Source organism: Streptomyces sp. NPDC091287 (assembly GCF_044768525.1).
GTDB lineage: Bacteria > Actinomycetota > Actinomycetes > Streptomycetales > Streptomycetaceae > Streptomyces.
This window is the reverse complement of sequence record NZ_JBIVUV010000016.1, coordinates 130,094-154,760: the sequence shown is the minus strand read 5'-3', so window position 1 is coordinate 154,760 and position 24,667 is coordinate 130,094. Positions and strand designations below refer to the sequence as shown.

Here is a 24,667-nt window from a genome sequence, read left to right as displayed (position 1 = left end):
GCGCGATCGGCCGATGTTTCGGCGGGCGTTCCCTCGGTGCTTCAGCCAGTCGCTCCGGCGGGAGCCGAACCCGCGTCACCCTGGCCCGAGGCATCGCCCGGGGCCTCATCCGGAGCCTGGCCCGGGACCTCTCCGACATCCCCGCCCGGAGCCTGGCCCGGGACCTCTCCGACATCCCCGCCCGGGGCCTGGCCCGGGGCCTCTCCGGCGTCCTCCGCCGGGGCCTGATCCTTACCCTCGCCCCGGTCCTCGCCCTCGCCCTGGTCCTTGCCCTGGTCCTTGCCTTGGTCCTTGTCCTTGCCCTTGCCCTTGTCCGCGGGCTGCGCGGCGGCCTGCTGGGTGCCGAGGTAGGACGACCAGCCCGTCTTGGGCGCCTCGCCGACGTCGAGCGTGGTGAGCTTGGCCAGCGTCTTCGGGGCCTGTGCGTCCAGCCAGTCGGCGAGCTGACGGAACGACACGCAGCGCACGCCCTCCTTGGTGCACACCTGCGCGATGGTCTCCTCGATGGCGCGCATGTAGGTGCCGCCGTTCCAGGACTCGAAGTGGTTGCCGATGATCAGGGGCGCCCGGTTGCCGTTGTACGAGCGGTCGAAGGCCTGAAGCAGCCCGTCCCGCATCTGGTCGCCCCAGTACTCGTGCTGGGAGGGGTCTCCCTGGGTGGCCGTACCGGACTGGTTGACCATGAAGTTGTAGTCCATCGAGAGGGTCTCGAAGGCTCGGCCCGGCATCGGAACGAGCTGGAGCGGAATGTCCCAGACCCCGTCCTTCTTCTGGGGCCAGACTTGGTTGCCGACGCCGCTGGAGTCGTAGCGGAAGCCCATGGTCCGGGCGGCGGCGACCATGTTCTTCTGGCCTTCGAGGCAGGGGGTGCGGGCGCCGACCAGTTCCTTGTCGTAGTCGAAGGGGAGCGGGGCCTCGTCCTTCAGCTCCGGAGCGTTGGTCTTCCAACTCTTGACGAAAGCTTTCGCCTGGCTGATCTCGCTCTTCCACTCATCGACGGACCAGGTCCCGACGCCGCCGTCCTTGCCACAGAAGTGGCCGTTGAAGTGGGTGCCGATCTCGTTGCCTTCCAGCCACGCGGCACGCACCTCGTTGAGGGTGTCGCGGATGCCCTCGGTGTCGTTGAAGCCGATGTCGGAACGGCCCGGTGCGTGCTGGGGCGGGTTGTAGAGATCCTTCTTCTCCTCCGGCAGCAGGTACACGCCACTGAGGAAGTACGTCATCTTGGCGTTGTACTTTTTGGCCACGCCGCGGAAGTGTGAGAAGAGCTTCTGGCTGTCCTCTCCGGCACCGTCCCAGGAGAACACCACGAACTGGGGAGGCTTCTCGCCGGGCGCCAGGCGTTCGGCGGCCGGCATCTTCGGCTGGACTCCGGTGAAGGCGGTGGACCCGTCCCCGATGAGCTTGACGGCGTTCTTCGGGGCGGCGGCCGCGGGGTTCTCCTTGGCGCCGTGGGCGCCCTTCTCCGTGTCGGCTCCGGCGCCCCCTGACGCGGACCCCCCGGATCCGGCTCCGGAACAGCCCGCGAGCACGGCGACCAAGGCCGTGGACATGACGCCCAAGGTGATCCTCTTCGTGGCGTCCATCATCCGCCCACCCTCTTCCTTGCAGGTTATTTGCGTTGAAGTGCCGACACGGCGCGGCCAAATTCGCACACGGTTCCGCACAGCAAGGGCGACATACCGAATGAAAAGCTGCCTATTCACTGATAAGAGTTATCAACTAGCCCGAACGCCTCCGGCCTGAACCGGGCGAGCCCCGGCCCCGTGCAATCAGGTGACCCCGTTCCGCGTCGCACCCCGCCACACCCGCCACACCCCGCGAAGCGGGATCATGGCTCCATACACGAAGACACAGGTCTAAACCAATTCCCGGCAGGCCCTTGTCACCTGGCCCCGCGCCTGATGAGCTATGCCCCGGGACACAACGGACACCCTGGGACTGGGAGAAGTCGTGAGCAACGAGAGCCTGGCCAACCTGCTTCGGGAAGAGCGGAAATTCGCTCCGCCTGCTGAGCTGGCCGCCAACGCCAACGTCACCGCAGAGGCGTACGAGCAGGCCGAGGCGGACCGGCTGGGCTTCTGGGCCGAGCAGGCCCGCCGCCTGACGTGGGCCACCGAGCCGACCGAGACCCTCGACTGGAGCAACCCGCCCTTCGCGAAGTGGTTCGCGGACGGCAAGCTGAACGTCGCGTACAACTGCGTGGACCGCCACGTCGAGGCGGGCAACGGCGACCGGGTCGCCATCCACTTCGAGGGCGAGCCGGGCGACAGCCGGGCCATCACCTACGCGGAGCTGAAGGACGAGGTCTCCCGCGCCGCCAACGCGCTGACCGAACTGGGCGTCGGCAAGGGCGACCGGGTCGCCGTCTACCTGCCGATGATCCCCGAGGCCGCGATCGCGATGCTGGCCTGTGCCCGTATCGGCGCCGCGCACTCCGTGGTCTTCGGCGGCTTCTCGGCCGACGCCATCGCCGCCCGTATCAAGGACGCGGACGCCAAGGTCGTCATCACGGCCGACGGCGGCTACCGCCGCGGCAAGCCGTCCGCGCTCAAGCCCGCGGTCGACGACGCCGTCTCGCGGTTCGAGAACGTCGAGCACGTCCTCGTCGTCCGCCGCACGGGCCAGGACACCGCGTGGACCGAGGGCCGCGACGTCTGGTGGCACGAGATCACCGCCCGGCAGTCCGCCGAGCACACCCCCGAGGCCTTCGAGGCGGAGCAGCCGCTCTTCATCCTCTACACCTCGGGCACCACGGGTAAGCCGAAGGGCATCCTGCACACCTCCGGCGGCTACCTCACCCAGGCGTCGTACACGCACAGCGCGGTCTTCGACCTGAAGCCGGAGTCCGACGTCTACTGGTGCACCGCCGACATCGGCTGGGTGACCGGGCACTCGTACATCGTCTACGGCCCGCTGGCCAACGGCGCGACGCAGGTCATGTACGAGGGCACCCCGGACACCCCGCACCAGGGCCGGTTCTGGGAGATCGTGCAGAAGTACGGCGTCACGATCCTCTACACCGCCCCCACGGCGATCCGTACGTTCATGAAGTGGGGCGACGACATCCCCGCGAAGTTCGACCTGAGCAGCCTCCGCGTCCTGGGTTCGGTCGGTGAGCCGATCAACCCCGAGGCGTGGATGTGGTACCGGAAGAACATCGGCGCCGACAAGTGCCCCATCGTGGACACCTGGTGGCAGACCGAGACCGGCGCGATGATGATCTCGCCGCTGCCCGGTGTGACGGAGACGAAGCCGGGAAGCGCCCAGCGCGCGCTGCCGGGCATCGCCGCCACCGTCGTGGACGACGACGCCAACGAGGTGCCGGACGGCGGGGGCGGCTACCTCGTCCTCACCGAGCCGTGGCCCTCCATGCTCCGCACCATCTGGGGTGACGACCAGCGGTTCATCGACACCTACTGGTCGCGCTTCGAGGGCAAGTACTTCGCGGGCGACGGTGCGAAGAAGGACGAGGACGGCGACATCTGGCTGCTCGGCCGGGTCGACGACGTCATGCTCGTCTCCGGGCACAACATCTCCACCACCGAGGTCGAGTCCGCCCTCGTCTCCCACCCGTCGGTCGCCGAGGCCGCCGTGGTCGGCGCCGCGGACGAGACGACCGGCCAGGCCATCGTGGCGTTCGTGATCCTGCGCTCCACCGCCACCGCCTCCGACGAACTGGTCGCCGACCTGCGCAACCACGTCGGCACGACCCTCGGCCCGATCGCCAAGCCCAAGCGGGTCCTCCCGGTCGCCGAACTGCCCAAGACCCGCTCCGGCAAGATCATGCGCCGCCTCCTCCGCGACGTCGCCGAGAACCGCGAGCTGGGCGACGTCACCACGCTGACCGACTCCTCCGTGATGGACCTGATCACCACCCAGCTGCCGTCCTCCTCGTCCGAGGACTAGGGGTAGGAGTAGGGGTAGGGGTAGGGGTAGGAGTAGGGGTAGGAGTAGGACCGACAGCACCACGGATCGGCCGACAGCACAGAACAGCCACATGAGTACGGAGTACGGCTCCGATGGGCATCCGGCAACGCGCCGGGTGCCCATCGGGCATTTAGCCTGAAGATCACCCATTACGGTCCCGCTCTTTACGCCCCCGGTAGAGTGGGCGCTTCACCCACAACTGCAGAGAACATCTCCACAGGGGCGCCGGGAAGTCTGGTCGGCATGTCCATCAGTCATGCCCTCATGCCGCCCTGACCTGGAGGTCCTCTCGTGGCACCGCCCAACCCGCCCACCCCCGCGCCCCCGGCGCCGCCCCGGCGCCCGCTGCTCGGCAGGCTCTCGCTCCCCGAGCGGAACTACGTGGCGGAGGCCCTCCGTACCGAGACGGTCGGCGGTGTGCTGCTGCTGGTGGCCGCGGTGGCCGCGCTCGTCTGGGCGAACACCTTCGGCGGCTCGTACGAAGCGGTCAGCGGCTTCCACTTCGGCGTCGGCAGCCTCGGCCTGGACCTCTCCGTGGCGCACTGGGCGGCGGACGGACTGCTCGCCGTCTTCTTCTTCGTCGCCGGCGTCGAGCTCAAGCGCGAACTGGTCGCGGGCGAACTCCGCGATCCGAAGGCCGCGGCCCTCCCGGTGGTGGCGGCCCTGTGCGGCATGGCGGTGCCCGCCCTCGTCTACTTCCTCACCACGGTCGTCGGCGGCGGCTCGACGGACGGCTGGGCGGTCCCCACCGCCACCGACATCGCCTTCGCCCTCGCCGTCCTCGCGGTCATCGGCACCTCGCTGCCGTCCGCGCTTCGGGCCTTCCTGCTCACCCTGGCCGTCGTCGACGACCTCTTCGCGATCCTGATCATCGCGGTGTTCTTCACCTCGGACCTGAACTTCCTGGCGCTCGGCGGGGCCGTCCTCGGACTGGTCGTCTTCCACCTCCTCCTCCGCTTCGACGTCCGGGGCTGGTACGTCTACATTCCGCTCGCCCTGGTCATCTGGGGCCTGATGTACAACAGCGGCATCCACGCCACCATCGCCGGTGTCGCGATGGGCCTGATGCTGCGCTGCACCCGTCGCGAGGGCGAGAAGCACTCCCCCGGCGAGCACATCGAACACCTGGTCCGCCCGCTGTCCGCCGGGATCGCCGTCCCGCTGTTCGCCCTGTTCTCGGCCGGGGTCGCGCTGAACGGCGAGGCGCTGGCCGGCGTCTTCACCCGGCCCGAAACGCTCGGCGTCGTCCTCGGCCTCGTCGTCGGCAAGACCGTCGGCATCTTCGGCGGCACCTACCTCGCCGCCCGCTTCACCAGGGCGGAGCTGAACAAGGACCTGGCCTGGGCCGATGTCTTCGCGGTCGCCTCGCTCGCCGGCATCGGGTTCACCGTCTCCCTGCTCATCGGTGAGCTCGCCTTCGAGGGCGACCCGGAGATGGTCAACGAGATCAAGGCCGCCGTCCTGCTCGGCTCACTGACCGCGGCCCTGCTCGCCTGCGTGCTGCTCAAGCTCCGGGTACGCAAGTACCGGGCGCTGATCGCGGCCGAGGAGCTGGACGAGGACGAATCCGGGGTACCCGACGTCTACGAGCAGGATGATCCGGAATATCACCTGCGGATGGCCGCCATCCACGAGCGGAAGGCGGCGGAACACCGCCGTCTCGCCGAAGAGCGGGCGGGGGCAGCGCGCAACAAGCCGAACAGTCCGGCATGATCTGACATCGGATGTGTCGAAGACGGAGAGGGAGTCAGGGATGAGCGACCCCGGCAACTACGCGGGCAGTGCGGACCGCAGCATCGGGCAGCTGGTCGCCTCGGCGACGGCCGAGATGTCCGCGCTGGTGCACGACGAGATCGCCCTGGCCAAGGCGGAGGTGCGGCAGGACGTCAAGCGCGGGGCGATCGGCAGCGCGGCGTTCATCGCCGCGGGCGTGCTGCTGCTGTTCACGATGCCGATGCTGAGCTTCGCGGCCGCGTACGGGATCCACAACCTCGGCCTGGGCCTGGCGTGGTCCTTCCTGATCGTGGCGGGCGCCTTCATCCTCCTGGCCGCCCTGATCGGATTCATCGGTCTGCGGAAGTTCAAGAAGATCAAGCCGCCGGAGAAGTCCATCGCCTCCGCCAAGCAGACCGCGGCCGTCCTGCAGAAGGCCAAGCCGCACCCGCGCCCGTCGATCGCGGCCGACGCGATCATCGAGCGCTCCGGCAGCACCCTGTCGAGGAAGAGCATCGAGAGCGGCTCCGGGAAGGACGCCGGCAAGGACTCCGGTAAGGGCAAGGCCGACGCTGTGGCACGCTCGTCCACATGACGGTTCCCGATTCCAGCGCATTCGGCCCGACGGGTCCGGTGGCCCCGGAGGTTCCGGCCGCCCCGGCCGCTCCGGCCACGAGCCCCGCGGGCCGGGCCGCCGCCGGGGGCCCGGTGCGCCTCGACGGCCCCTGGACCCACCGCGACGTGGCGGCCAACGGTGCGCGGTTCCACATCGCGGAGATGGGCGAGGGGCCGCTGGTGCTCCTGCTGCACGGCTTCCCGCAGTTCTGGTGGACCTGGCGCCACCAGCTGACCGCGCTCGCCGACGCGGGGTTCCGGGCGGTCGCGATGGACCTGCGCGGGGTGGGCGGCAGCGACCGCACACCGCGCGGCTACGACCCCGCCAACCTGGCCCTCGATGTCACCGGGGTGATCCGCTCCCTCGGTGAGCCCGACGCGGCCCTGGTCGGCCACGACCTCGGCGGCTACCTCGCCTGGACGGCCGCCGTGATGCGGCCCAAGCTGGTCCGCCGGCTCGCCGTCTCCTCCATGCCGCACCCGCGCCGCTGGCGCTCGTCGATGCTGTCCGACTTCGCGCAGTCGCGGGCCGGTTCGTACGTCTGGGGCTTCCAGCGCCCGTGGCTGCCGGAGCGTCAGCTCCTCGCGGACGACGCAGCGCTGGTCGGGAGCCTCATCCAGGACTGGGCGGGCCCCCGCACCCCGGAGTTCCCCGACGAGGAGACCATGGACGTCTACCGGCGGGCCATGAGCATCCCCTCCACCGCCCACTGCTCGATCGAGCCGTACCGCTGGATGGTGCGGTCGATGGCGCGCCCGGACGGGATCCAGTTCAACCGACGGATGAAGCGTCCGGTCCGAGTGCCCACGCTGCACCTGCACGGGTCGCTCGATCCGGCGGTCCGCACCCGTAGTTCGGCCGGGTCAGGCCAGTACGTCGAGGCGCCCTACCGGTGGCGACTTTTCGACGGTGTGGGGCACTTCCCGCACGAGGAGGATCCGATCGGCTTCTCCACCGAACTCATCAACTGGCTCAAGGACCCCGAGCCCGACCGGTAGCCGCCTGCCCGCCACGGGCACGCGTGTCCGACGAGCAGCCAATTGCCTGCCGCATAGGCCAATTGGCTGACTCGCGCACGATTACCGACCTTGGGTCACGGGCAGACGTCGGGGTATGGGCTGGACGCACGACTTCACTGACGAAGCACGCAACCGCCGCTCCACCGCGTCAGCCGGTGTGAGCACTCATGAGGGGGGCGGCCCCCGGGGCCGGGTGCACGATGTGCATGACCTTCACCGTTCCCGTCTCGGGATTCCGCGCATCCTCCGCCGTCGGGCCCGCTGGGTCTCGGCACGGCTACGACACCCCCGTAACTGACCCTCACCGGCTCGGCCGGGACGGGCCCCGGGGGTGTCAGGCACCCGTGTCGGACAACCCCTGGACCCTGTCGACCTAGAGGGCGCAGCCCTGGCTGTCGACCTGCTGGTTGGCCTCGCGGCCGATCTCGATGTCCTCGCGGATCTCGTCGGCCGTCAGCGCGTAGCCGGTGTCCGGGTCGTCGAGCGACTTGGCGAACACCACTCCGTACACCTTTCCGTCCGGAGTGAGCAGCGGGCCGCCCGAGTTGCCCTGGCGCACCGTCGCGTAGAGCGAGTACACATCGCGGCGCACCGTGCCCCGGTGGTAGATGTCCGGGCCGTCGGCGTCGATGCGGGCGCGGACGCGGGCCGAGCGCACGTCGTACGCGCCGTTCTCGGGGAAGCCCGCGACGATCGCGCTGTCGCCGGTCTCCGCGTCGTCGTCCGGGCCGGTGAACTGCAGTGGCCTGGCCCGGAGATCGGGGACGTCCAGGACCGCGATGTCGCGCTGCCAGTCGTAGAGGACGACCTTCGCGTCGTACAGCCGGCCTTCGCCGCCGATCTGCACGGTGGGCTCCTCCACGCCGCCGACCACATGGGCGTTGGTCATCACCCGGCGCTCGGAGAAGACGAAGCCGGTGCCTTCGAGGACCTTGCCGCAGCTCGGGGCCGTGCCCACGACCTTGACGATCGACTTCTTGGCGCGGGCGGCCACCGGGCTGCCCACGAGGGCCGGGTCCGGGGCCTTGACCTCGGTGATCGGCTCGTTGGCGAACGGGCTGAAGACCTGCGGGAAGCCGTTCTGCGCCAGGACGGAGGAGAAGTCCTGGAACCAGTTGGGCGCCTGCTCCGGCATCACCCGGTCGACCCCGAGCAGCACCGAGGAGCTGCGGACCTCCTTGCCGAGGGTCGGCAGCGAGGTGCCCGCCAGCAGCAGGCCGATCATCCAGGCCACCAGGAGCATGGCCACCACATTGACCAGGGCGCCGCCGGTGGCGTCCAGGGCGCGCGCGGGCGACCACGTGATGTACCGGCGGAGTCTGTTGCCCAGGTGCGTGGTGAAGGCCTGGCCGACCGAGGCGCAGACGATCACGATGACGACCGCGCCGATGGCGACGGCGGTGGAGACCTCGGCGTCCTCGGTCAACCGGTCCCAGATGACCGGCAGCAGGTAGACGGCGACGAGACCGCCCCCGAGGAAGCCGATCACCGACAGGATGCCGACGACGAAACCCTGGCGATAGCCGATGACCGCGAACCACACGGCAGCCAGCAGCAGCAGGATGTCCAGCACGTTCACCGTCTGTAGCCTCGCAGTTTCGTCACCTGGCCCGTCGGTGGTGACGGGGTCCGGGCCGGGCCCGGAACAGCGCAGCAGGACAGCCAGCGTGTCATGCGCGCCAGTCGAGCGGCACCTGTCTGGCCCTGTCCCAGGGGCGTTCCCAGCCCGCGTAGTGCACAATCCGGTCGATCACTCCGGCCGTGAAGCCCCAGACCAGAGCCGATTCGACCAGAAATGCCGGGCCGCTGTGCCCGCTCGGGTGGACAGCCGTGGCCCGGTTCGCGGGGTCCGTGAGATCCGCCACGGGGACCGTGAAGACCCGGGCCGTCTCGGCCGGATCGACCACCCCGACCGGACTGGGCGCGCGCCACCAGCCCAGCACGGGTGTCACGACGAAGCTGCTGACCGGGATGTAGAGGCGGGGCAGCACGCCGAAGAGCTGTACGCCCCGGGGGTCGAGCCCGGTCTCCTCCTCGGCCTCGCGCAGAGCCGCCCGCAGGGGCCCGGTGGTGGCCTGGTCGCCGTCCTCGGGATCCAGCGCGCCGCCGGGGAAGGACGGCTGCCCGGCGTGGGAGCGCAGGGTCCCGGAACGCTCCATCAGCAGCAGCTCGGGGCCGCGCTCCCCCTCGCCGAACAGGACCAGGACGGCGGACTGCCGGCCCGCCCCGCTCTCGGGCGGCAGGAAGCGGCTGAGCTGCTGCGGCTGGACGCTGCGCGCGGCGGCGGCGACGGGGTCGAGCCACGCGGGCAGGCCGTCCGTGGTGACGGCGACGGCCGGGTCGGGAGCACGGCCGCCACCGCGGTGCCCCGGCCCCTCGGCGAGGTCGTTCCCGGCGCGCGTCGTGCCGTGTGTGTGCGTGTGCGTGTGCGTCATAGGCACCCCCGTCGATTCACAACGCCTGTCATCGGGCATTTCGTTCCGAGCCGTTCCGTCCTGAGGGGTGAAGGTGCGGGGGGCCGTGCGCGGGGCGTCGCCCTCACCCCGCCCCGAGCGCGGGCGCGGGCTTTCCCGGGTAGTCGGCGGGCGGGCTGAGCCGCTGGCCCGGATAGCCGCCCATCTCGTACTTGAGGAGCTTCCCGGCCTTCTCCGGATCGGTCTCGCCCTCGCCGTACGAAGGACAGAGCGGGGCGATGGGGCAGGCACCGCAGGCGGGCTTGCGGGCGTGGCAGATCCGGCGGCCGTGGAACACCACCCGGTGCGAGAGCATCGTCCACTCGCTCTTGGGGAAGATCCCGGCGACGACCGCCTCGACCTTCACCGGGTCCTCCTCGTCGGTCCACTTCCAGCGCCGCACCAGACGCCCGAAGTGCGTGTCGACGGTGATGCCGGGGACGCCGAAGGCGTTGCCCAGAACCACGTTGGCGGTCTTGCGGCCGACGCCGGGCAGCTTCACCAGGTCCTCCAGGCGCCCAGGGACCTCGCCGCCGAACTCGTCCCGGAGGGCGGTCGAGAGGCCGAGCAGCGACTTGGTCTTGGCCCGGAAGAACCCGGTCGGCCGGATGATCTCCTCCATCTCCTCCGGCACGGCCGCCGCCATGTCCTCGGGGGTGGGGTAGGCGGCGAAGAGCGCGGGGGTGGTCTGGTTGACCCTCAGGTCCGTGGTCTGGGCGGAGAGGACCGTGGCCACGAGGAGCTCGAACGGGTTACGGAAGTCCAGCTCGGGATGGGCGTACGGATAGACCTCGGCGAGCTCGCGGTTGATCCGGCGCGCCCGGCGGACCATCGCGAGGTGCGACTCCGCCTTCGGCGCCTTGCGCGCCGCAGGCGCCTTGACGGCCTTGGCCGTGGCCGCCGTACGCGCCGTGGCCGCCGTACGCGCCGTGGCCGCCGTACGCGCCGTGGCCGCCGTGGTCGTGGCCTCCCTGGTCGTGGCCGCTGCGGTCGTGGCCGCCGTGCGCGCCGTGGCAGCCGTGCCGGTTTTGCCAGGTTTGACGGACTTGCCGGACTTACCGGACTTGCCGGGCGTTGACGATGACGACGATGACACTGCGGACCTCCTGGCCGACTTCCGGAGCGGCTTCCCCGGCTCTCCGGGCGAGCCGTGCGCGTCCGGGAGGGAGCCATTCGCGGCATTCCTCGGGCGCGACCGGGGCTGTTCGCCCACAGCGGAATCGTCGCCCTTCAGCACCCCGTCAGCCCCCTTGGCCTGCGCTCTCCCCGGCGTTCTGGACACCCGGCCAGCCTAGAGCCAGGCACCGACAACCACCGCTGTCACGGCATATCCACCCCCGATCGGCCCCCTGCCGTAGGGGCCGCCACTCCCGTGCGTCAAACTGGTTTGTGATTGATCGCACTGTTTTACCGTCCGGCATGATGGGGACCACGGTTCCCTGAACAGGCCGACAAGGAGAGAACTCGTGGACGACGTTCTGCGGCGCGCCCCGCTTTTCGCGGCGCTCGATGATGAGCAGGCCGCGGAGCTCCGCGCCTCGATGAGTGAGGTGACCCTCGCGCGCGGAGACGCGCTGTTCCACGAGGGCGACCAGGGTGACCGCCTGTACGTGGTCACCGAGGGCAAGGTGAAGCTCCACCGCACCTCGCCCGACGGGCGCGAGAACATGCTGGCCGTGCTCGGCCCCGGCGAGCTGATCGGGGAGCTGTCGCTCTTCGACCCGGGCCCGCGTACGGCGACCGCCTCCGCGCTGACCGAGGTCAAGCTCCTCGGCCTCGGCCACGGCGACCTGCAGCCCTGGCTGAACGCCCGGCCCGAGGTGGCCACCGCGCTGCTGCGCGCGGTCGCCCGGCGGCTGCGCAAGACCAACGACCAGATGTCCGACCTGGTCTTCTCCGACGTGCCGGGCCGTGTCGCCCGCGCCCTCCTGGACCTGTCGCGCCGCTTCGGCGTCCAGTCCGAGGAAGGCATCCACGTCGTGCACGACCTCACCCAGGAGGAGCTGGCCCAGTTGGTCGGCGCCTCCCGCGAGACGGTCAACAAGGCGCTCGCGGACTTCGCGGGCCGCGGCTGGCTGCGCCTGGAGGCCCGTGCGGTCATCCTGCTGGACGTGGAGCGGCTGGCGAAGCGTTCGCGCTGACCCCGATCCCGTACGCGAAGGGCCCCGCCGACCGGGGCATGTACCGGAGTACGCACTCCGGTACGTCCGTCGGCGGGGCCCTTCGCCGCGCGCGGGCCGGATCAGCTCTCGATCAGCCCGTGGTCGGTCAGGTACTCCAGCTGCGCCCGCACCGACAGCTCGGCGGCCGGCCACAGGGAGCGGTCCACATCGGCGTACACCGTCGCCACCACCTCCGACGGCGTACGGTGCCCGGCCTCCACCGCCGTCTCCACCTGGGCGAGCCGATGCGCGCGGTGGGCCAGGTAGAACTCCACCGCCCCCTGCGCGTCCTCCAGCACCGGGCCGTGGCCGGGCAGCACCGTGTGGACGCCGTCGTCGACCGTCAGCGACCGCAGCCGCCTGAGCGAGTCCAGGTAGTCGCCGAGCCGCCCGTCCGGGTGCGCGACCACCGTCGTGCCGCGGCCGAGGATCGTGTCGCCCGTCAGCACCGCCCGGTCGGCGGGCAGATGGAACGAGAGCGAGTCCGCGGTGTGCCCGGGCGTCGGCACGACCCGCAGCTCCAGGCCGCCGGTGGTGATCACGTCGCCCGCCGCGAGGCCCTCGTCGCCCAGCCGCAGCGCGGCGTCCAGGGCCCGCACCTTCGTCCCCGTCAGCTCCGCGAACCGGCCCGCGCCCTCCGCGTGGTCGGGGTGGCCATGGGTGAGCAGCGTGAGGCCCACGCGCCGCCCGGACCACTCCACCGCCTCGATCACGGCCCGCAGGTGTACGTCGTCGAGCGGGCCGGGATCGATGACGACCGCGAGATCGGAGTCGGGCTCGGCCACGATCCAGGTGTTCGTCCCGTCGAGCGTCATCGCGGACGGGTTGGGCGCGAGGATGTTGACCGTGCGGGCGGTCGCGGGGCCGGAGGCCACGGTTCCGCGCGGCTGTCCGGGCAGGGCTGCCGCGTCGCTCACGCTCCACCGCCTGCCGGGCCCGCCGCGGGTACGTGCTTGGTGAACTCGTCGTGCCCCGGCCAGCTCAGCACCAGTTCGCCGCCCTCCAGACGGGCCTGCGCGAGGACCGGGGTCATGTCCTGCCCGTCGGCCGCCCCGAGCGCCTCGGCGGCCGTCCTGTACGGCGCGAGGGCCCGCAGCGTGGTCACGGTGGGCGGCATCATCAGCAGCTCGCCCCGGTCGTAGCGGCGGGCCGCGTCAGCGGGGGCGATCCACACCGTGCGGTCGGCCTCGGTGGAGACGTCCCGGGTGCGCTGCCCCTCGGGGAGCGCGGCGACGAAGAACCAGGTGTCGTACCGGCGCGGTTCGAACTCCGGCGTGATCCAGCGCGCCCAGGCACCCAGCAGGTCCGAGCGCAGCACCAGGCCTCGCCGGTCCAGGAACTCCGCGAAGGACAGCTCCCGGGCGACCAGCGCCTCCCGGTCGGCCTCCCAGTCGTCCCCGGTCGTGTCGCCGGCCACGGTCCCCGCGGTCGGCCCGGCGAGAAGGACGCCCGCCTCCTCGAACGTCTCGCGCACCGCCGCACAGACGACGGCCTGCGCCTCGGTGACCGTCGCCACGCCGAGCCGCGCGGCCCAGTGCTCCAGCGGAGGCCCGGCCCACCCGATCAGCCGGTCGTCGTCACGCGGATCGACCCCGCCACCCGGATAGGCGTACGCGCCCCCGGCGAAGGCCATGGAGGTCCGGCGGCGAAGCATGTGCACGACAGGGCCACCGGGCGCACCGCCCGCCTCGGGCCCGCCCGGATCGCGGAGCAGCATCACGGTGGCGGCCCGCCGGGGTGTCACGGCCGTCAGCTCACCGGCGGCGAGGGCCCGGATCCGGTCGGGCCATTCCGGGGGGTACCACTGACCTTGGGACATGGCCGGAGGCTATCCGGAACCGCGCCGATGTTCGAGGGTTCCCTGATCGTCGCGGTGACCCGACACGCCCCGTACCCGCCCGACACGCGGACACGCGTACCCGCCCGATCTGCCCCGTACCCGCCCGACCTGCCCCGTAGACGTACGACCTGCCCCGGACACACACGATCCCGCCCGGTCGCGGGGACCGGACAGGATCGAAAGGTAGAGCGAGAAGGGACTCTCAGGCGTCGGCGAGCTCCACCTGGACCTCGACCTCGACCGGTGCGTCCAACGGCAGCACGGCGACGCCCACGGCGCTGCGGGCGTGCACGCCCTTGTCGCCGAGGACCGCGCCCAGCAGCTCGCTGGCGCCGTTGATCACGGCAGGCTGGCCGGTGAAGTCGGAGGCCGAGGCGACGAAGCCCACGACCTTCACGACGCGCTCGATCCGGTCCAGGTCGCCGACGACCGACTTCACGGCGGCCAGCGCGTTGAGCGCGCAGGTCTTCGCGAGCTCCTTCGCCTCGTCCGGCGTGACCTCGGCGCCGACCTTGCCGGTGACGGCGAGCTTGCCGTCCACCATCGGCAGCTGGCCCGAGGTGTACACGTACACCCCGGACCGCACGGCCGGCTGGTACGAGGCCAGCGGCGGCACGACGGCGGGCAGGGTCAGGCCGAGCTCGGCGAGCCGCGCCTCGACGGCGCCCGCCACTACGCCTTCTCCCGCTTCAGGTAGGCCACGAGCTGCTCGGGGTTGTTCGGCCCGGGAACGACCTGGACCAGCTCCCAGCCGTCCTCGCCCCAGGTGTCCAGAATCTGCTTGGTCGCGTGCACGAGAAGCGGCACGGTCGCGTATTCCCACTTGGTCATGGGCCCGACTGTAACGCCTGGCACGTACGGTCCCGTGCGTAGCCCGGGGCCGGACTGGTTAGGCTCGAATACGTGAGCAGGTTCCAGGTCGTCAGCGGCAAGGGCGGCACCGGTAAGACCACGGTCGCCGCCGCCCTCGCGCTCGCCCTCGCGACCGAGGGCAGGCGCACCCTCCTCGTCGAGGTCGAGGGCAGGCAGGGCATCGCCCAGCTCTTCGGTTCCGACGCGCTCCCCTACGAGGAGCGCAAGATCGCCGTCGCACCGGGCGGCGGCGAGGTGTACGCGCTGGCGATCGACGCCGAACGCGCTCTCCTCGACTACCTCCAGATGTTCTACAAGCTCGGCAGCGCCGGCCGGGCGCTGAAGAAGCTCGGCGCGATCGACTTCGCCACCACCATCGCGCCCGGCGTCCGGGACGTCCTGCTGACCGGCAAGGCGTGCGAAGCCGTACGCCGCAAGGACAAGCAGGGCCGGTTCGCCTACGACCACGTGATCATGGACGCCCCGCCGACCGGCCGGATCACCCGCTTCCTCAACGTCAACGACGAGGTCGCCGGGCTGGCCCGGATCGGCCCCATACACAACCAGGCCCAGGCCGTGATGCGGGTCCTGAAGTCCCCGCAGACCGCGGTCCATCTGGTGACCCTCCTGGAGGAGATGCCGGTCCAGGAGACCGCGGACGGCATCGCCGAGCTGCGCGCCGCCGAACTGCCCGTGGGCAGCGTCTTCGTGAACATGGTCCGCCCGCATCTGCTCGACGAGGACGCCCTGCGCACCGCCGCGGGCGGCCGCCGCAAGGAGATCGCCAAAGCGCTGACCCGGGCCGGAGTGACCGGTTCCGCGGCGCTCGTGCGGCCCCTGGTCGAGCAGGCGGCCGAGCACGCCGAGCGGGTCGGTCTGGAGCGGGAGCAGCGCGCGGTGCTGGCCGGTCTCGGCCTGCCGACGGCGGAGCTCCCGCTGATCGGCGACGGGGTGGACCTCAACGCGCTGCACGACCTGGCCACGGAGCTCCGTAAGCAGGGCGCGGGGGAAGAGGGAGACGCATGACGGCGAACACAGCCGGTGGGGACCCGTCCGTGGCGGGGCTGGACACGGACGCGCTGCTGGACGACCCGGGCATCCGGATCGTCGTGTGCTGCGGCTCCGGCGGGGTCGGCAAGACCACGACCGCCGCCGCCCTGGGCGTACGGGCCGCCGAGCGCGGCCGGAAGGTCGTCGTCCTCACCATCGACCCGGCCCGCCGACTCGCCCAGTCCATGGGCATCGACCGGCTGGACAACGTGCCGAGGCGGGTCGACGGCATCGACGGCCGGGGCGAACTGCACGCCATGATGCTGGACATGAAGCGGACCTTCGACGAGACCGTCGAGGCCCACGCGGACGCCGAACGGGCCAGGGCGATCCTGGAAAACCCCTTCTACCAGTCCCTGTCGGCCGGGTTCGCCGGTACGCAGGAGTACATGGCGATGGAGAAGCTCGGGCAGTTGCGGGCGCGCGACGAGTGGGACCTGATCATCGTCGACACCCCTCCCTCGCGCTCCGCGCTGGACTTCCTGGACGCGCCGAAGCGGCTCGGATCGTTCCTCGACGGGAAGTTCATCCGGCTGCTGATGGCGCCCGCGAAGGTGGGCGGCCGGGCCGGGATGAAGTTCCTCAATGTCGGTATGTCGATGATGAGCGGAACGCTGGGCAAGCTGCTCGGGGGTCAGTTCCTGCGGGACGTCCAGACGTTCGTCGCCGCGATGGACACCATGTTCGGCGGCTTCCGCAGCCGCGCGGACGCCACGTACAAGCTGCTCCAGGCGCCCGGCACGGCCTTTCTCGTGGTGGCGACGCCGGAGCAGGACGCGCTGCGCGAGGCGGCCTATTTCGTGGAGCGGCTGGCCGCCGAGAAGATGCCGCTGGCCGGTCTGGTCCTCAACCGCGTGCACGGCAGCGAGGCTTCGCGGCTCTCCGCCGAGCAGGCACTGGCCGCCGCAGAAAATCTTGACGACACCCGCATTGTGGATCAGAGGGCCGGGAAAGCTGGCTTTGGTGACCAGGAAGCCCCCGACCCGGCGGTCACCGCTTCCGGACCGACCGAGCCGCTCCTCTCCCCCGAGGCCGGGCAGGCGTCCGGCCCCGACCCCGCAGCCGAGCACCAGGACACGACGGAGAACGAGCCGCCCCACGAGAGCATCGCGACATCCGCGACCACCCCTGACGACGCGACGAGCCCCGCGGACGCGGCCGGCTCTGCTGGCGCGACCGCCGACGAGGCGGTGGGCGTCGAGGAACTGACGGCGGGTCTGCTACGTCTGCACGCCGATCGCATGCAGGTCGTCGCGCGCGAGCACCGCACCCGCGACCGCTTCACCGCGCTGCACCCCGAGGTGCCGGTGACGGCCGTGGCAGCGCTGCCCGGCGACGTACACGACCTGAACGGCCTCCGGGCCATCGGCCACCGCCTGGCGGACGGCTCCGCTCCGACCCCTGCCGGAGCGGCGTAGACACCACCCATGCCGGAGCGGCGTAGACACCACCCACCGGGCCTGATGACACACGGTCCGGCTCAGCGGTGCCGACGCCTACCCGACGGCCGCGTACGTCTCGTGCAGCTCCTCGTCCTCCAGCCCGATGACTCCGGGCAGAACACCGGTGGACCGCTCGTACTCGCTGCGCGCGGTCTCCAGCAGTCGGCGCCAGGACGTGACGGTGGGCCGGCGCCGCAGCAGTGCGCGGCGCTCCCGCTCCGTCATTCCACCCCACACGCCGAATTCGACGCGATTGTCGAGCGCATCGGCCAGGCACTCGGTCCGCACCGGACATCCGGTGCACACCGCCTTGGCCCTGTTCTGCGCTGCCCCTTGTACGAACAGTTCATCCGGATCGGTAGTGCGGCAGGCTGCCTGCGCACTCCAGTCGGTTACCCAGCCCATGCCGGCGCCGTCCTCTCCCGAATCGAGGCTCCCCCACGGCGGTAGCGGCATATTCACCGCTGCCAGTTGAGGACGTTACGGAAGGTGGGGACAGCACAACACCCCCTTCGGGCCCAATCTTGAATGGTCCGAACGGACTATGCGTATGCGGCAGATCACCCAGGGGAGTGAGCCGAGGACATGCGCGACTATCTCCGCGAAAAGGGGACAGTGCACTCAAGTTACAAGGGACTTCTCGCGACATACGGGGCGATTTCGGGAGCGCCTCGATGGCTACGTGAGGAACAATGCGGTTGCTCATCCGCCGGGCGAAGAATGACCAGAAGATGCGCATGGGATTGCAGGGGGCTTGATACGGAACCGGTCTGCTGTGACAGTTGAGAGCAGCTTAGGCCAAGGCCTCTCCGTCTGTCCGGCGAATGAGAACGCAGGCGCTCCGCGTCCGCGCGCCCGTGCCGCGACGCCAGGCACGCGCTCGCGGGAAGGCAGCGGCAGGCCCCGTAAGACAGGCGCCCGGCCTGTTCGGACGCCAGGGCCGGTCCGTCCGGCTGTCACAGCCGGCTCGTTCGGCTGTCACAGCCGGCCCGTCCGGACGTCACGGTTGACCCGTCCGGACGTCACAGCCGGCCCGTCCGGACGTCACGGTTGACCCGTCCGGACGTCACGGTTGGCCCGTCCGGACGTCACGGTTGACCGTTCGGATGTCACGGTCCGGTACCCGAACGCTCCGAGAGGCCCCTGCTCCTGCGACACGTTCGTCACTACGGATTAGGCTGCCCCCTATGCCAAAGAAGCGCTCGGGCGGGGGTCTCACCACGACCCAGCAGGCCGCCAAGTTCCTCGGTGTCGCCGCGCTCTCCGGAGCTGTCCTGGCAGGCATCGCGCTGCCCGCAGCCGGAGCGCTGGGGCTCGCCGCCAAGGGGACGGTCGAAGGATTCGACGAGATCCCCTCCAACCTCAAGACTCCACCGCTCAGTCAGCGGACCACGATCCAGGACCGCGACGGCGGCACCATCGCCACGGTGTACTCCCGTGACCGCACGGTCGTCCCGCTCAAGGACATCTCGCCGCACATGCAGGCCGCGATCATCGCGATCGAGGACTCCCGCTTCTACGAGCACGGCGCGGTCGACCTCAAGGGCATCCTCCGCGCGATGAACCGCAACGTGCAGGCGGGCGGGGCGGCGCAGGGCGCGTCGACCCTCACCCAGCAGTACGTGAAGAACGTCTTCGTCGAGGAGGCGGGCGACGACCCGGAGAAGGTCGCCGAGGCCACGCAGCAGACGCTCGGCCGCAAGGTCCGCGAGCTGAAGTACGCGATCCAGGTCGAGGAGGAGCTCGGCAAGAAGAAGATCCTGGAGAACTACCTCAACATCACGTTCTTCGGACAGCAGGCGTACGGCGTCGAGGCCGCCTCCCAGCGCTACTTCTCCAAGCACGCCAAGGACCTGAAGCTCGAGGAGGCCGCGCTGCTCGCCGGCCTCGTGCAGTCGCCGAGCCGCTACGACCCGGTCAACGACGCGGAGGAGGCGACCAAGCGCCGCAACATCGTCCTGACGCGGATGGCCGCGGTCAAGGCCATCTCGCAGGCCGAGGCCGACAAGGCCATGGAGACGCCCATCAAGCTGAACGTCTCCCGGCCGAAGAACGGCTGCATCACCGCCGTCAGCGGCTCCGGCTTCTTCTGCGACTACGTCCGCAAGACGATCCTCACCGACCCCGCCTTCGGCAAGACAGACGAGGACCGGGCCAAGCTCTGGAACCTCGGCGGTCTGACCATCCGGACCACCCTGGACCCGCGCGCCCAGAAGGCCGCCAACGAGGCCGCCACCGCGAAGGTCAACAAGGACGACAAGTTCGCGGCGTCCGTGGTGCAGGTCCAGCCGGGCAGCGGCAAGATCCTCTCCATGGGCCAGTCCCGCCCGTACGGCCTGGACCAGAAGCAGAACGAGACCGTGCTGAACCTCGCCGTCAGCAACAAGATGGGCGGCAGCACGTACGGCTTCCAGGTCGGCTCGACGTTCAAGCCGTTCACCGCGGCCGCGGCGCTGGAGAAGGGCATCAGCCCGGCGACGACGTTCTCGACGGACTGGAAGATGACGCTCAAGGAGCGGGACTTCCGGAACTGCACCGGCTCCCCGGCCGGTTACGCGGACTGGGCCCTGCAGAACGAGCTGGAGTCCGAAAAGGGCACCTGGGACATGACGAGCGCGCTCGGCAAGTCCATCAACACCTACTTCGCGCTGCTGGAGCAGAAGGCCGGCCTCTGCGAGACCGTGGAGATGGCCAAGAAGGTCGGCTACGAACGCGGCGACGGCAAGAAGGTCGGCGAGTACCCCTCGATCACCCTCGGCGGCGAGGTCAGCACCCCGCTCTCCATGGCCGGCGCCTACGCCGCGTTCGCCAACCGGGGCACCTACTGCACGCCGATCGCCATCGAGTCCATCAAGGACCCGCAGGGCAAGAAGATCTCCGTGCCGAAGACGTCCTGCTCGCGGGCGATGAGCGAGAAGACCGCGGACACGATCAACCAGATGCTCAAGGGCGTCGTGGAGGACGGCACCGGTACGCAGGCCGGACTCAGCGACCGGGACAACGCGGGCAAGACCGGCACGACCAACGACCGCAAGGACGCCTGGTTCGTCGGGTACACGCCGAACCTCTCCACCGCGGTGTGGGTCGGTGACGACGTCGGCGAGAAGAGCTCGATGTTCGGTGTCACCATCGGCGGCCAGTACTACGACAAGGTCTGCGGCGGCTGCCTGCCCGGTCCGATCTGGCGCATCGCGATGACCGGAGCCCTGGACGCGGCGGAGACTCCCGGGTTCAACCCGGTCGCCGTCCCCCGGGGCAAGGAGAAGAAGGAAAAGGACAAGGAGAAGGGCGACCAGGACCGCGACCGCGACAACGAGGACCGCGACGACGCCAAGCCCGGCGACGACGGCAACCGGTTCCCCGGCATCGAACTCCCGGACGGCGTGATCGGCGGACCGGGCGGTGGCGGCGGGCGAGGCCAGAACGGCCCCTGACCCGTATTCGTACCCCTACGTCCTGCACCCGTACAGCTAGCGGAAAAGGGTGGGCGCCCCGGTCCAGGACCGGGGCGCCCACCCTTTTCTCCGTCTTCTCCGTCTTCTCCGTCTTCTCCGCGTGCCTCAGCCGGCGAGGAGCTTCTTCACCGCGGCGGCGACCCGGCCGCCCTCGGCGAGCCCGGCGACCTTCGGGTTGACGATCTTCATGACGGCGCCCATCGCACGCGGCCCCTCGGCCCCGGCGGCCTTCGCCTCCTCGACGGCGGACGCCACGATCGCGTTCAGCTCGTCGTCGGAGAGCTGCTTGGGCAGGTAGCCGTCGAGCAGCTCACCCTCCGCCTTCTCCCGCTCGGCCTGCTCGGTCCGGCCGCCCTGGGCGAAGGCCTCGGCCGCCTCGCGGCGCTTCTTCGCCTCCTTGGCGATCACCTTCTGCACCTCGTCGTCGGAGAGCTCGCGCGCCGACGTGCCGCTGACCTCTTCCTTGGTGATCGCGGTGAGGGTGAGCCGAAGGGTGGACGAGGTCAGCTCGTCACGCGCCTTCATGGCCGTGTGGAGGTCTTCCTTGAGCTTGGACTTGAGCGTGGTCATGCCGCGATTGTGACAGGTACGGGGCCGGGGCCGCCCACCGGTTTTCCGGCCACCCCACCGGTTTTCCGCTCACGGTTCCGCTTCTGCGACGATGGGCACATGCGCGCACGCTACGGAGTACCCCTGAAAGTCACGGCAGTCGGCGCGGCGGTCGGCGCCGCCGGGCTCGCCTACGCCGCCGGGTTCGAGGCCCGCTCGTTCCGCGTGCGACGGGTCACCGTTCCCGTACTCCCGCACGGGGCGCGCCCGTTGCGCGTGCTCCAGGTCTCCGACATCCACATGGTGAGCGGTCAGGGCAAGAAGCGCGCCTGGCTCCAGTCGCTCGCCGGCCTGCGCCCCGACTTCGTCGTGAACACCGGCGACAACCTCTCCGACCCGGAGGCCGTGCCCGAGGTGCTCGACGCGCTCGGCCCGCTGATGGAGTTCCCGGGGGTGTACGTCTTCGGCTCCAACGACTACTACGGCCCCAAGCTCCGCAACCCCGCGCGCTACCTCCTGGAGAAGGCCCGCGGCAAGCACGGCCTCAACGGCAACGCCCCCGCGGTCGGCGTCGTCCACAACCCGTGGGAGCCGATGCGTGACGCCTTCGACGAGGCGGGCTGGCTGAACCTGTCGAACACGCGGGGCCGGCTCAAGCTCGACGGCCTGGAGCTGGCGTTCACCGGTCTGGACGACCCGCACATCAAGCGGGACCGTTACGCCGAGGTCCAGGGCGGCCCCACGAGCGGCGCCGACCTCTCCATCGGCGTGGTCCACGCCCCGTACCTGCGCTCCCTGGACGCCTTCACGGCCGACGGCTACCCCCTGATCCTGGCGGGCCACACGCACGGCGGACAGCTGTGCATCCCGTTCTACGGGGCGCTGGTCACCAACTGCGACCTGGACACCGACCGGGTCAAGGGCCTGTCCAGCCACACGGTCGGCGACCGGCGCGCCTACCTCCACGTCTCCGCGGGCTGCGGCACCAACCGCTACACCCCGGTCCGCTTCGCCTGCCCGCCCGAGGTCACCCTGCTGACGCTGACGCCGAAGGCCTGAGCGAGGGCGGGGCACGCGGGGGCCACAGCGCGGGAGGCGGGGCCCACAACGAGGGAGGCGGGCCCACAGCGCGAGGCGGACGCGGGGCGGATTCACCTCCACGCACGGCGGGGCGCGACGGACGCGGGACGCGGGACGCCTCACCTTCACCCACGGCGAGCGGACGAATCGCGGGGGTCTTCCCACCCGCTTACGGTACGAATCATGATCCCGCCCCGGACCACCCTGCTCCCCCGCCCCCGGGCGGCAGAGGTGCTCCCGGGCCCCGCGGCGCCCCGCCGCCCCTGGGCCACGGCCCTGCGCGCGACCGCGTGCGGGACAGCGGCCGCGGGCCCGGTCATCGCTCTGGCGACCGGCTACGCGTCCCCGGCGCTGATCCACTTCACGGTCCTGGCGAACCTCCTGGTCGCGGGCGCCTTCGGATGGTCGGCCGTACGGTCCTGGCGGGGCGGTCCACCGCTGTCGCCGAGACTGTCGGGCGGGGTGCTCCTGCTCGCCGCGGTCACCGGCCTGATGTACCACCTGGTGCTGGTGAACCACGGAGGCTCCCCGCTGAGCGCCTCCCGCGCCGGTCCGGACACGGGGACCGACTGGTCCACCACCGCGAGCCTCCTGCTCCACACGGTGACCCCCTCGGCCGTCGCCGCGGACTGGCTCCTGCTGACCGCCCCCCGCACCCTGCGCCTGGCCCACATCCCCCTCTGGCTGTCCGCCCCCGCGGCCTACCTGGGCATCGTCCTGGCCCGCGGAGCCCTGCTCTCCCCCGACGCCCCGGCCCGCTACCCGTACCCGTTCCTCGACGTCGACACATACGGCTACTCCGGCGCCCTCACCCAGGCCCTCGCCCTCGGCCTCCTCTTCGCCGCCCTGGGCGTCCTGATCACCACCGTGGACCACCTCCGGCCGAACGTGGCGGGGTGGTGCCGGCACCGGAGAAACCGGATTTCGCCTCCGGCCGCCGGTGGGCTAAAGTAATCGATGTCGCCGGGAGTCCGGTGGACATCGGGGTGTAGCGCAGCTTGGCAGCGCGCTTCGTTCGGGACGAAGAGGTCGTGGGTTCAAATCCCGCCACCCCGACAGCTGTAAGACCAGGTCAGGGGCCTGATCCGCATCGCGGGTCGGGCCCCTGAGTGGTTTCCGGGGGATGTCTTGGGCCACCGCGGACCGTCTCTTCACCGTCGAAGCTGCGGGAACACTTGCGTTCGCGCAGCGCCGTCCATGTGCTCGTCGGTGCGGGCTACGGGCTGGCCCGCCAGAAGAGGACCAACCGGTTGTACGGCCCGCCCCCCCTTACTGCCGCACCTGAATCAGCGCGTGCGTGCCACTGGTACGCCAGGCGTCCCCGGACTGTTCGAGAGCGTCCAGCGTTTCCTCCTCCAGGCCGACGATGACGTCGGACTTCAGGGTCCGGAGCGCCGCGACGGCGCCCGGGAAGTACGTGGTGAGATCGGCGAAGGACGCCGTGGGGGCCCACCATCGGTCGGCCACCAGGCGACGGTAGTTGAGGTCGCCCTTCAGGATGGTGAGCGCGGCGCTCTCGAACTCGCCGCGAAGGTCCTCGGGCATCTCCCCGTACGGCTGCGGAGCGCAGAAGAACGGGTGAGTGCGGACCTCCAGACCTCCTGCCGCCATGGCCTTCCACAGCCGGCCGCCGATCCTGCCCGCTTCACCCCGCGCCTCGATGAGGCGACGTAGGCAGTCGACGACGTCGGCCGTCATGGCGTCGGAGACGTAGTAGGGGTAGGGCTTCACGTGCAGCACGACCCGGTCGGCATGCCGCTCTTCGAGGAGGTGGTCGATGAGGATCAGGTCGGGGATCAGCTCTCGACCCGCGTTGTCCGCCACCACGGCGACCGTAGCTCCCGCTCCGACGGGCAGGAGCCGCCACAGCAGGGCGCTGTCGTCGGCGACCAACGCGGGGGCGGCGGTATCTCCGACCTCCGGTCCCCCTGCCGCGACGCGGAAGCCGAGGTCCGCGCGGTTGCCCCAGAGCGAGGCGTGGAGCAGGGCCGTGGCCCGCTCCTCGGCCGAGACGTTCGCGAGCGCGTCCAGGGCGCGCAGTTCCTCTTCCACCGCGTCGGTTCCCAGCTCGGCCTTCTTGAACGGCGCGAACGGATCGACGCCCTGCCATGGGCCGGTGCCGAAGTACCCGACCGCACCGAGGAGCCTGCGGTAGAAGTAGCTCTCCGCCCACAGGAACGGAGCGTCGTACCAGGAACGGCCGAAGTGCTCCTGCCCCGAGACCGCCCAGCGCTCGTGGTCGCGTTCCGCGGGGGCAAGCGGTTCGACGACACCATTGGTGATCTCGTCGAGCAAGGCGTCGAGAGCCTCGTGCTGGCGTCGGCCGTACGGGAAAGCGTCCCGCACCTGCTGGATAAGAGCAGGGTGGCGCTTGGCCAGCACACCCCAGGCGAACGAACCGACCTCGTTGCTCAGGACGACCGGAGCATGCGACGCGACGGCTGACATGGAGGAGTGGGCCGCCTCTTCGCCCGAGGCGCGGGAGGTCTTGTCTTTCAAGTGTCCA

At 70.6% G+C, this 24,667-nt stretch carries 22 protein-coding genes and 1 tRNA gene; 12 read left to right on the top strand and 11 right to left on the bottom strand.

What is annotated here, in order from left to right:
- Positions 1–41: 41 nt before the first annotated feature.
- Entirely contained in the window at positions 42–1,553 is a 1,512-nt protein-coding gene (locus tag ACIQRW_RS26490; RefSeq protein ID WP_403764643.1) for a hypothetical protein, read from the bottom strand.
- A 358-nt stretch (positions 1,554–1,911) separates the two neighbouring features.
- Here ACIQRW_RS26490 and acs point away from each other — a divergent pair, with 358 nt between their 5' ends.
- The 5 genes from acs (at position 1,912) to ACIQRW_RS26465 (ending at position 7,576) form a co-directional block, all read left to right on the top strand.
- Positions 1,912–3,909 carry an acetate--CoA ligase gene (gene acs, locus ACIQRW_RS26485; RefSeq protein ID WP_403764641.1) on the top strand — a complete coding sequence of 666 codons (1,998 nt, stop codon included), beginning with the start codon at positions 1,912–1,914 and terminating at the stop codon, positions 3,907–3,909.
- 312 nt (positions 3,910–4,221) lie between these two features.
- Complete coding sequence (gene nhaA / locus ACIQRW_RS26480; RefSeq protein WP_403764639.1) at positions 4,222–5,643, top strand: Na+/H+ antiporter NhaA; 1,422 nt, start codon at positions 4,222–4,224, stop codon at positions 5,641–5,643.
- Positions 5,644–5,683: 40 nt separating this feature from the next.
- Entirely contained in the window at positions 5,684–6,238 is a 555-nt protein-coding gene (locus ACIQRW_RS26475; protein ID WP_403764637.1) for a phage holin family protein, read from the top strand.
- On the top strand, positions 6,235–7,257 hold the full coding sequence (locus ACIQRW_RS26470) for an alpha/beta fold hydrolase (protein WP_403764635.1): 1,023 nt from the start codon (positions 6,235–6,237) through the stop codon (positions 7,255–7,257). The genes ACIQRW_RS26475 and ACIQRW_RS26470 overlap by 4 nt, the downstream gene beginning before the upstream one ends.
- A gap of 115 nt (positions 7,258–7,372) precedes the next feature.
- The gene (locus ACIQRW_RS26465; protein ID WP_073740733.1) at positions 7,373–7,576 is read left to right on the top strand and encodes a hypothetical protein; all 204 of its coding nucleotides are present in this window, start codon (positions 7,373–7,375) and stop codon (positions 7,574–7,576) included.
- A 75-nt stretch (positions 7,577–7,651) separates the two neighbouring features.
- On the opposite strand, the gene ACIQRW_RS26460 is transcribed toward ACIQRW_RS26465, so the two are convergent.
- The 3 genes from ACIQRW_RS26460 to nth all read right to left on the bottom strand — a co-directional run bounded on the left by ACIQRW_RS26460 (position 7,652) and on the right by nth (position 10,827).
- On the bottom strand, positions 7,652–8,857 hold the full coding sequence (locus ACIQRW_RS26460; RefSeq protein WP_403764633.1) for a MarP family serine protease: 1,206 nt from the start codon (positions 8,855–8,857) through the stop codon (positions 7,652–7,654).
- Between the two features lie 91 nt (positions 8,858–8,948).
- The gene (locus tag ACIQRW_RS26455) at positions 8,949–9,713 is read right to left on the bottom strand and encodes an NUDIX hydrolase (protein WP_403764631.1); all 765 of its coding nucleotides are present in this window, start codon (positions 9,711–9,713) and stop codon (positions 8,949–8,951) included.
- A gap of 103 nt (positions 9,714–9,816) precedes the next feature.
- Positions 9,817–10,827 carry an endonuclease III gene (nth, locus tag ACIQRW_RS26450; protein WP_403764629.1) on the bottom strand — a complete coding sequence of 337 codons (1,011 nt, stop codon included), beginning with the start codon at positions 10,825–10,827 and terminating at the stop codon, positions 9,817–9,819.
- A gap of 370 nt (positions 10,828–11,197) precedes the next feature.
- On the opposite strand from nth, the gene ACIQRW_RS26445 reads away from it, so the two are divergent.
- Positions 11,198–11,872 (top strand): Crp/Fnr family transcriptional regulator, encoded by a 675-nt coding sequence (locus ACIQRW_RS26445; protein ID WP_003967450.1) that lies wholly within the window; start codon positions 11,198–11,200, stop codon positions 11,870–11,872.
- 101 nt (positions 11,873–11,973) lie between these two features.
- Here ACIQRW_RS26445 and ACIQRW_RS26440 read toward each other — a convergent pair whose 3' ends face one another.
- The 4 genes from ACIQRW_RS26440 to ACIQRW_RS26425 form a co-directional block, all read right to left on the bottom strand.
- Complete coding sequence (locus ACIQRW_RS26440) at positions 11,974–12,810, bottom strand: MBL fold metallo-hydrolase (RefSeq protein WP_403764627.1); 837 nt, start codon at positions 12,808–12,810, stop codon at positions 11,974–11,976.
- Positions 12,807–13,712, bottom strand: a complete 906-nt coding sequence (locus ACIQRW_RS26435) for an NUDIX hydrolase (RefSeq protein WP_403764625.1) — start codon at positions 13,710–13,712, stop codon at positions 12,807–12,809. Before ACIQRW_RS26435 ends, ACIQRW_RS26440 begins: the two co-directional genes overlap by 4 nt.
- Before the next feature lie 223 nt (positions 13,713–13,935).
- On the bottom strand, positions 13,936–14,406 hold the full coding sequence (locus tag ACIQRW_RS26430) for a RidA family protein (RefSeq protein WP_403764624.1): 471 nt from the start codon (positions 14,404–14,406) through the stop codon (positions 13,936–13,938).
- Complete coding sequence (locus ACIQRW_RS26425) at positions 14,406–14,564, bottom strand: DUF4177 domain-containing protein (RefSeq protein ID WP_003967454.1); 159 nt, start codon at positions 14,562–14,564, stop codon at positions 14,406–14,408. The genes ACIQRW_RS26430 and ACIQRW_RS26425 overlap by 1 nt, the downstream gene beginning before the upstream one ends.
- Before the next feature lie 72 nt (positions 14,565–14,636).
- Between ACIQRW_RS26425 and ACIQRW_RS26420 the strand changes: the two genes are divergently transcribed.
- Both ACIQRW_RS26420 and ACIQRW_RS26415 read left to right on the top strand, forming a co-directional pair.
- Entirely contained in the window at positions 14,637–15,611 is a 975-nt protein-coding gene (locus ACIQRW_RS26420) for an ArsA family ATPase (protein WP_403764622.1), read from the top strand.
- Positions 15,608–17,053 carry an ArsA-related P-loop ATPase gene (locus ACIQRW_RS26415; protein ID WP_403764620.1) on the top strand — a complete coding sequence of 482 codons (1,446 nt, stop codon included), beginning with the start codon at positions 15,608–15,610 and terminating at the stop codon, positions 17,051–17,053. The genes ACIQRW_RS26420 and ACIQRW_RS26415 overlap by 4 nt, the downstream gene beginning before the upstream one ends.
- A 78-nt stretch (positions 17,054–17,131) precedes the next feature.
- Here the strand turns inward: ACIQRW_RS26415 and ACIQRW_RS26410 are convergent, their stop codons facing one another.
- A complete protein-coding gene (locus tag ACIQRW_RS26410; RefSeq protein WP_003967458.1) occupies positions 17,132–17,482 on the bottom strand; it encodes a WhiB family transcriptional regulator in 351 nt (116 codons plus the stop codon).
- A gap of 782 nt (positions 17,483–18,264) precedes the next feature.
- On the opposite strand from ACIQRW_RS26410, the gene ACIQRW_RS26405 reads away from it, so the two are divergent.
- The gene (locus ACIQRW_RS26405; protein WP_403764618.1) at positions 18,265–20,511 is read left to right on the top strand and encodes a transglycosylase domain-containing protein; all 2,247 of its coding nucleotides are present in this window, start codon (positions 18,265–18,267) and stop codon (positions 20,509–20,511) included.
- Positions 20,512–20,637: 126 nt separating this feature from the next.
- Here the strand turns inward: ACIQRW_RS26405 and ACIQRW_RS26400 are convergent, their stop codons facing one another.
- Positions 20,638–21,102, bottom strand: a complete 465-nt coding sequence (locus ACIQRW_RS26400; protein ID WP_403764616.1) for a GatB/YqeY domain-containing protein — start codon at positions 21,100–21,102, stop codon at positions 20,638–20,640.
- Between the two features lie 99 nt (positions 21,103–21,201).
- On the opposite strand from ACIQRW_RS26400, the gene ACIQRW_RS26395 reads away from it, so the two are divergent.
- From ACIQRW_RS26395 to ACIQRW_RS26385, 3 genes are all read left to right on the top strand, one after another.
- Complete coding sequence (locus ACIQRW_RS26395; RefSeq protein ID WP_403764614.1) at positions 21,202–22,140, top strand: metallophosphoesterase; 939 nt, start codon at positions 21,202–21,204, stop codon at positions 22,138–22,140.
- A gap of 204 nt (positions 22,141–22,344) precedes the next feature.
- Positions 22,345–23,115, top strand: a complete 771-nt coding sequence (locus tag ACIQRW_RS26390) for a Pr6Pr family membrane protein (protein WP_403764612.1) — start codon at positions 22,345–22,347, stop codon at positions 23,113–23,115.
- A gap of 28 nt (positions 23,116–23,143) precedes the next feature.
- A tRNA-Pro gene (locus tag ACIQRW_RS26385) sits at positions 23,144–23,217 on the top strand.
- Positions 23,218–23,430: 213 nt separating this feature from the next.
- Here the strand turns inward: ACIQRW_RS26385 and ACIQRW_RS26380 are convergent.
- The gene (locus tag ACIQRW_RS26380) at positions 23,431–24,660 is read right to left on the bottom strand and encodes a damage-control phosphatase ARMT1 family protein (RefSeq protein ID WP_403764610.1); all 1,230 of its coding nucleotides are present in this window, start codon (positions 24,658–24,660) and stop codon (positions 23,431–23,433) included.
- Positions 24,661–24,667: the final 7 nt, after the last annotated feature.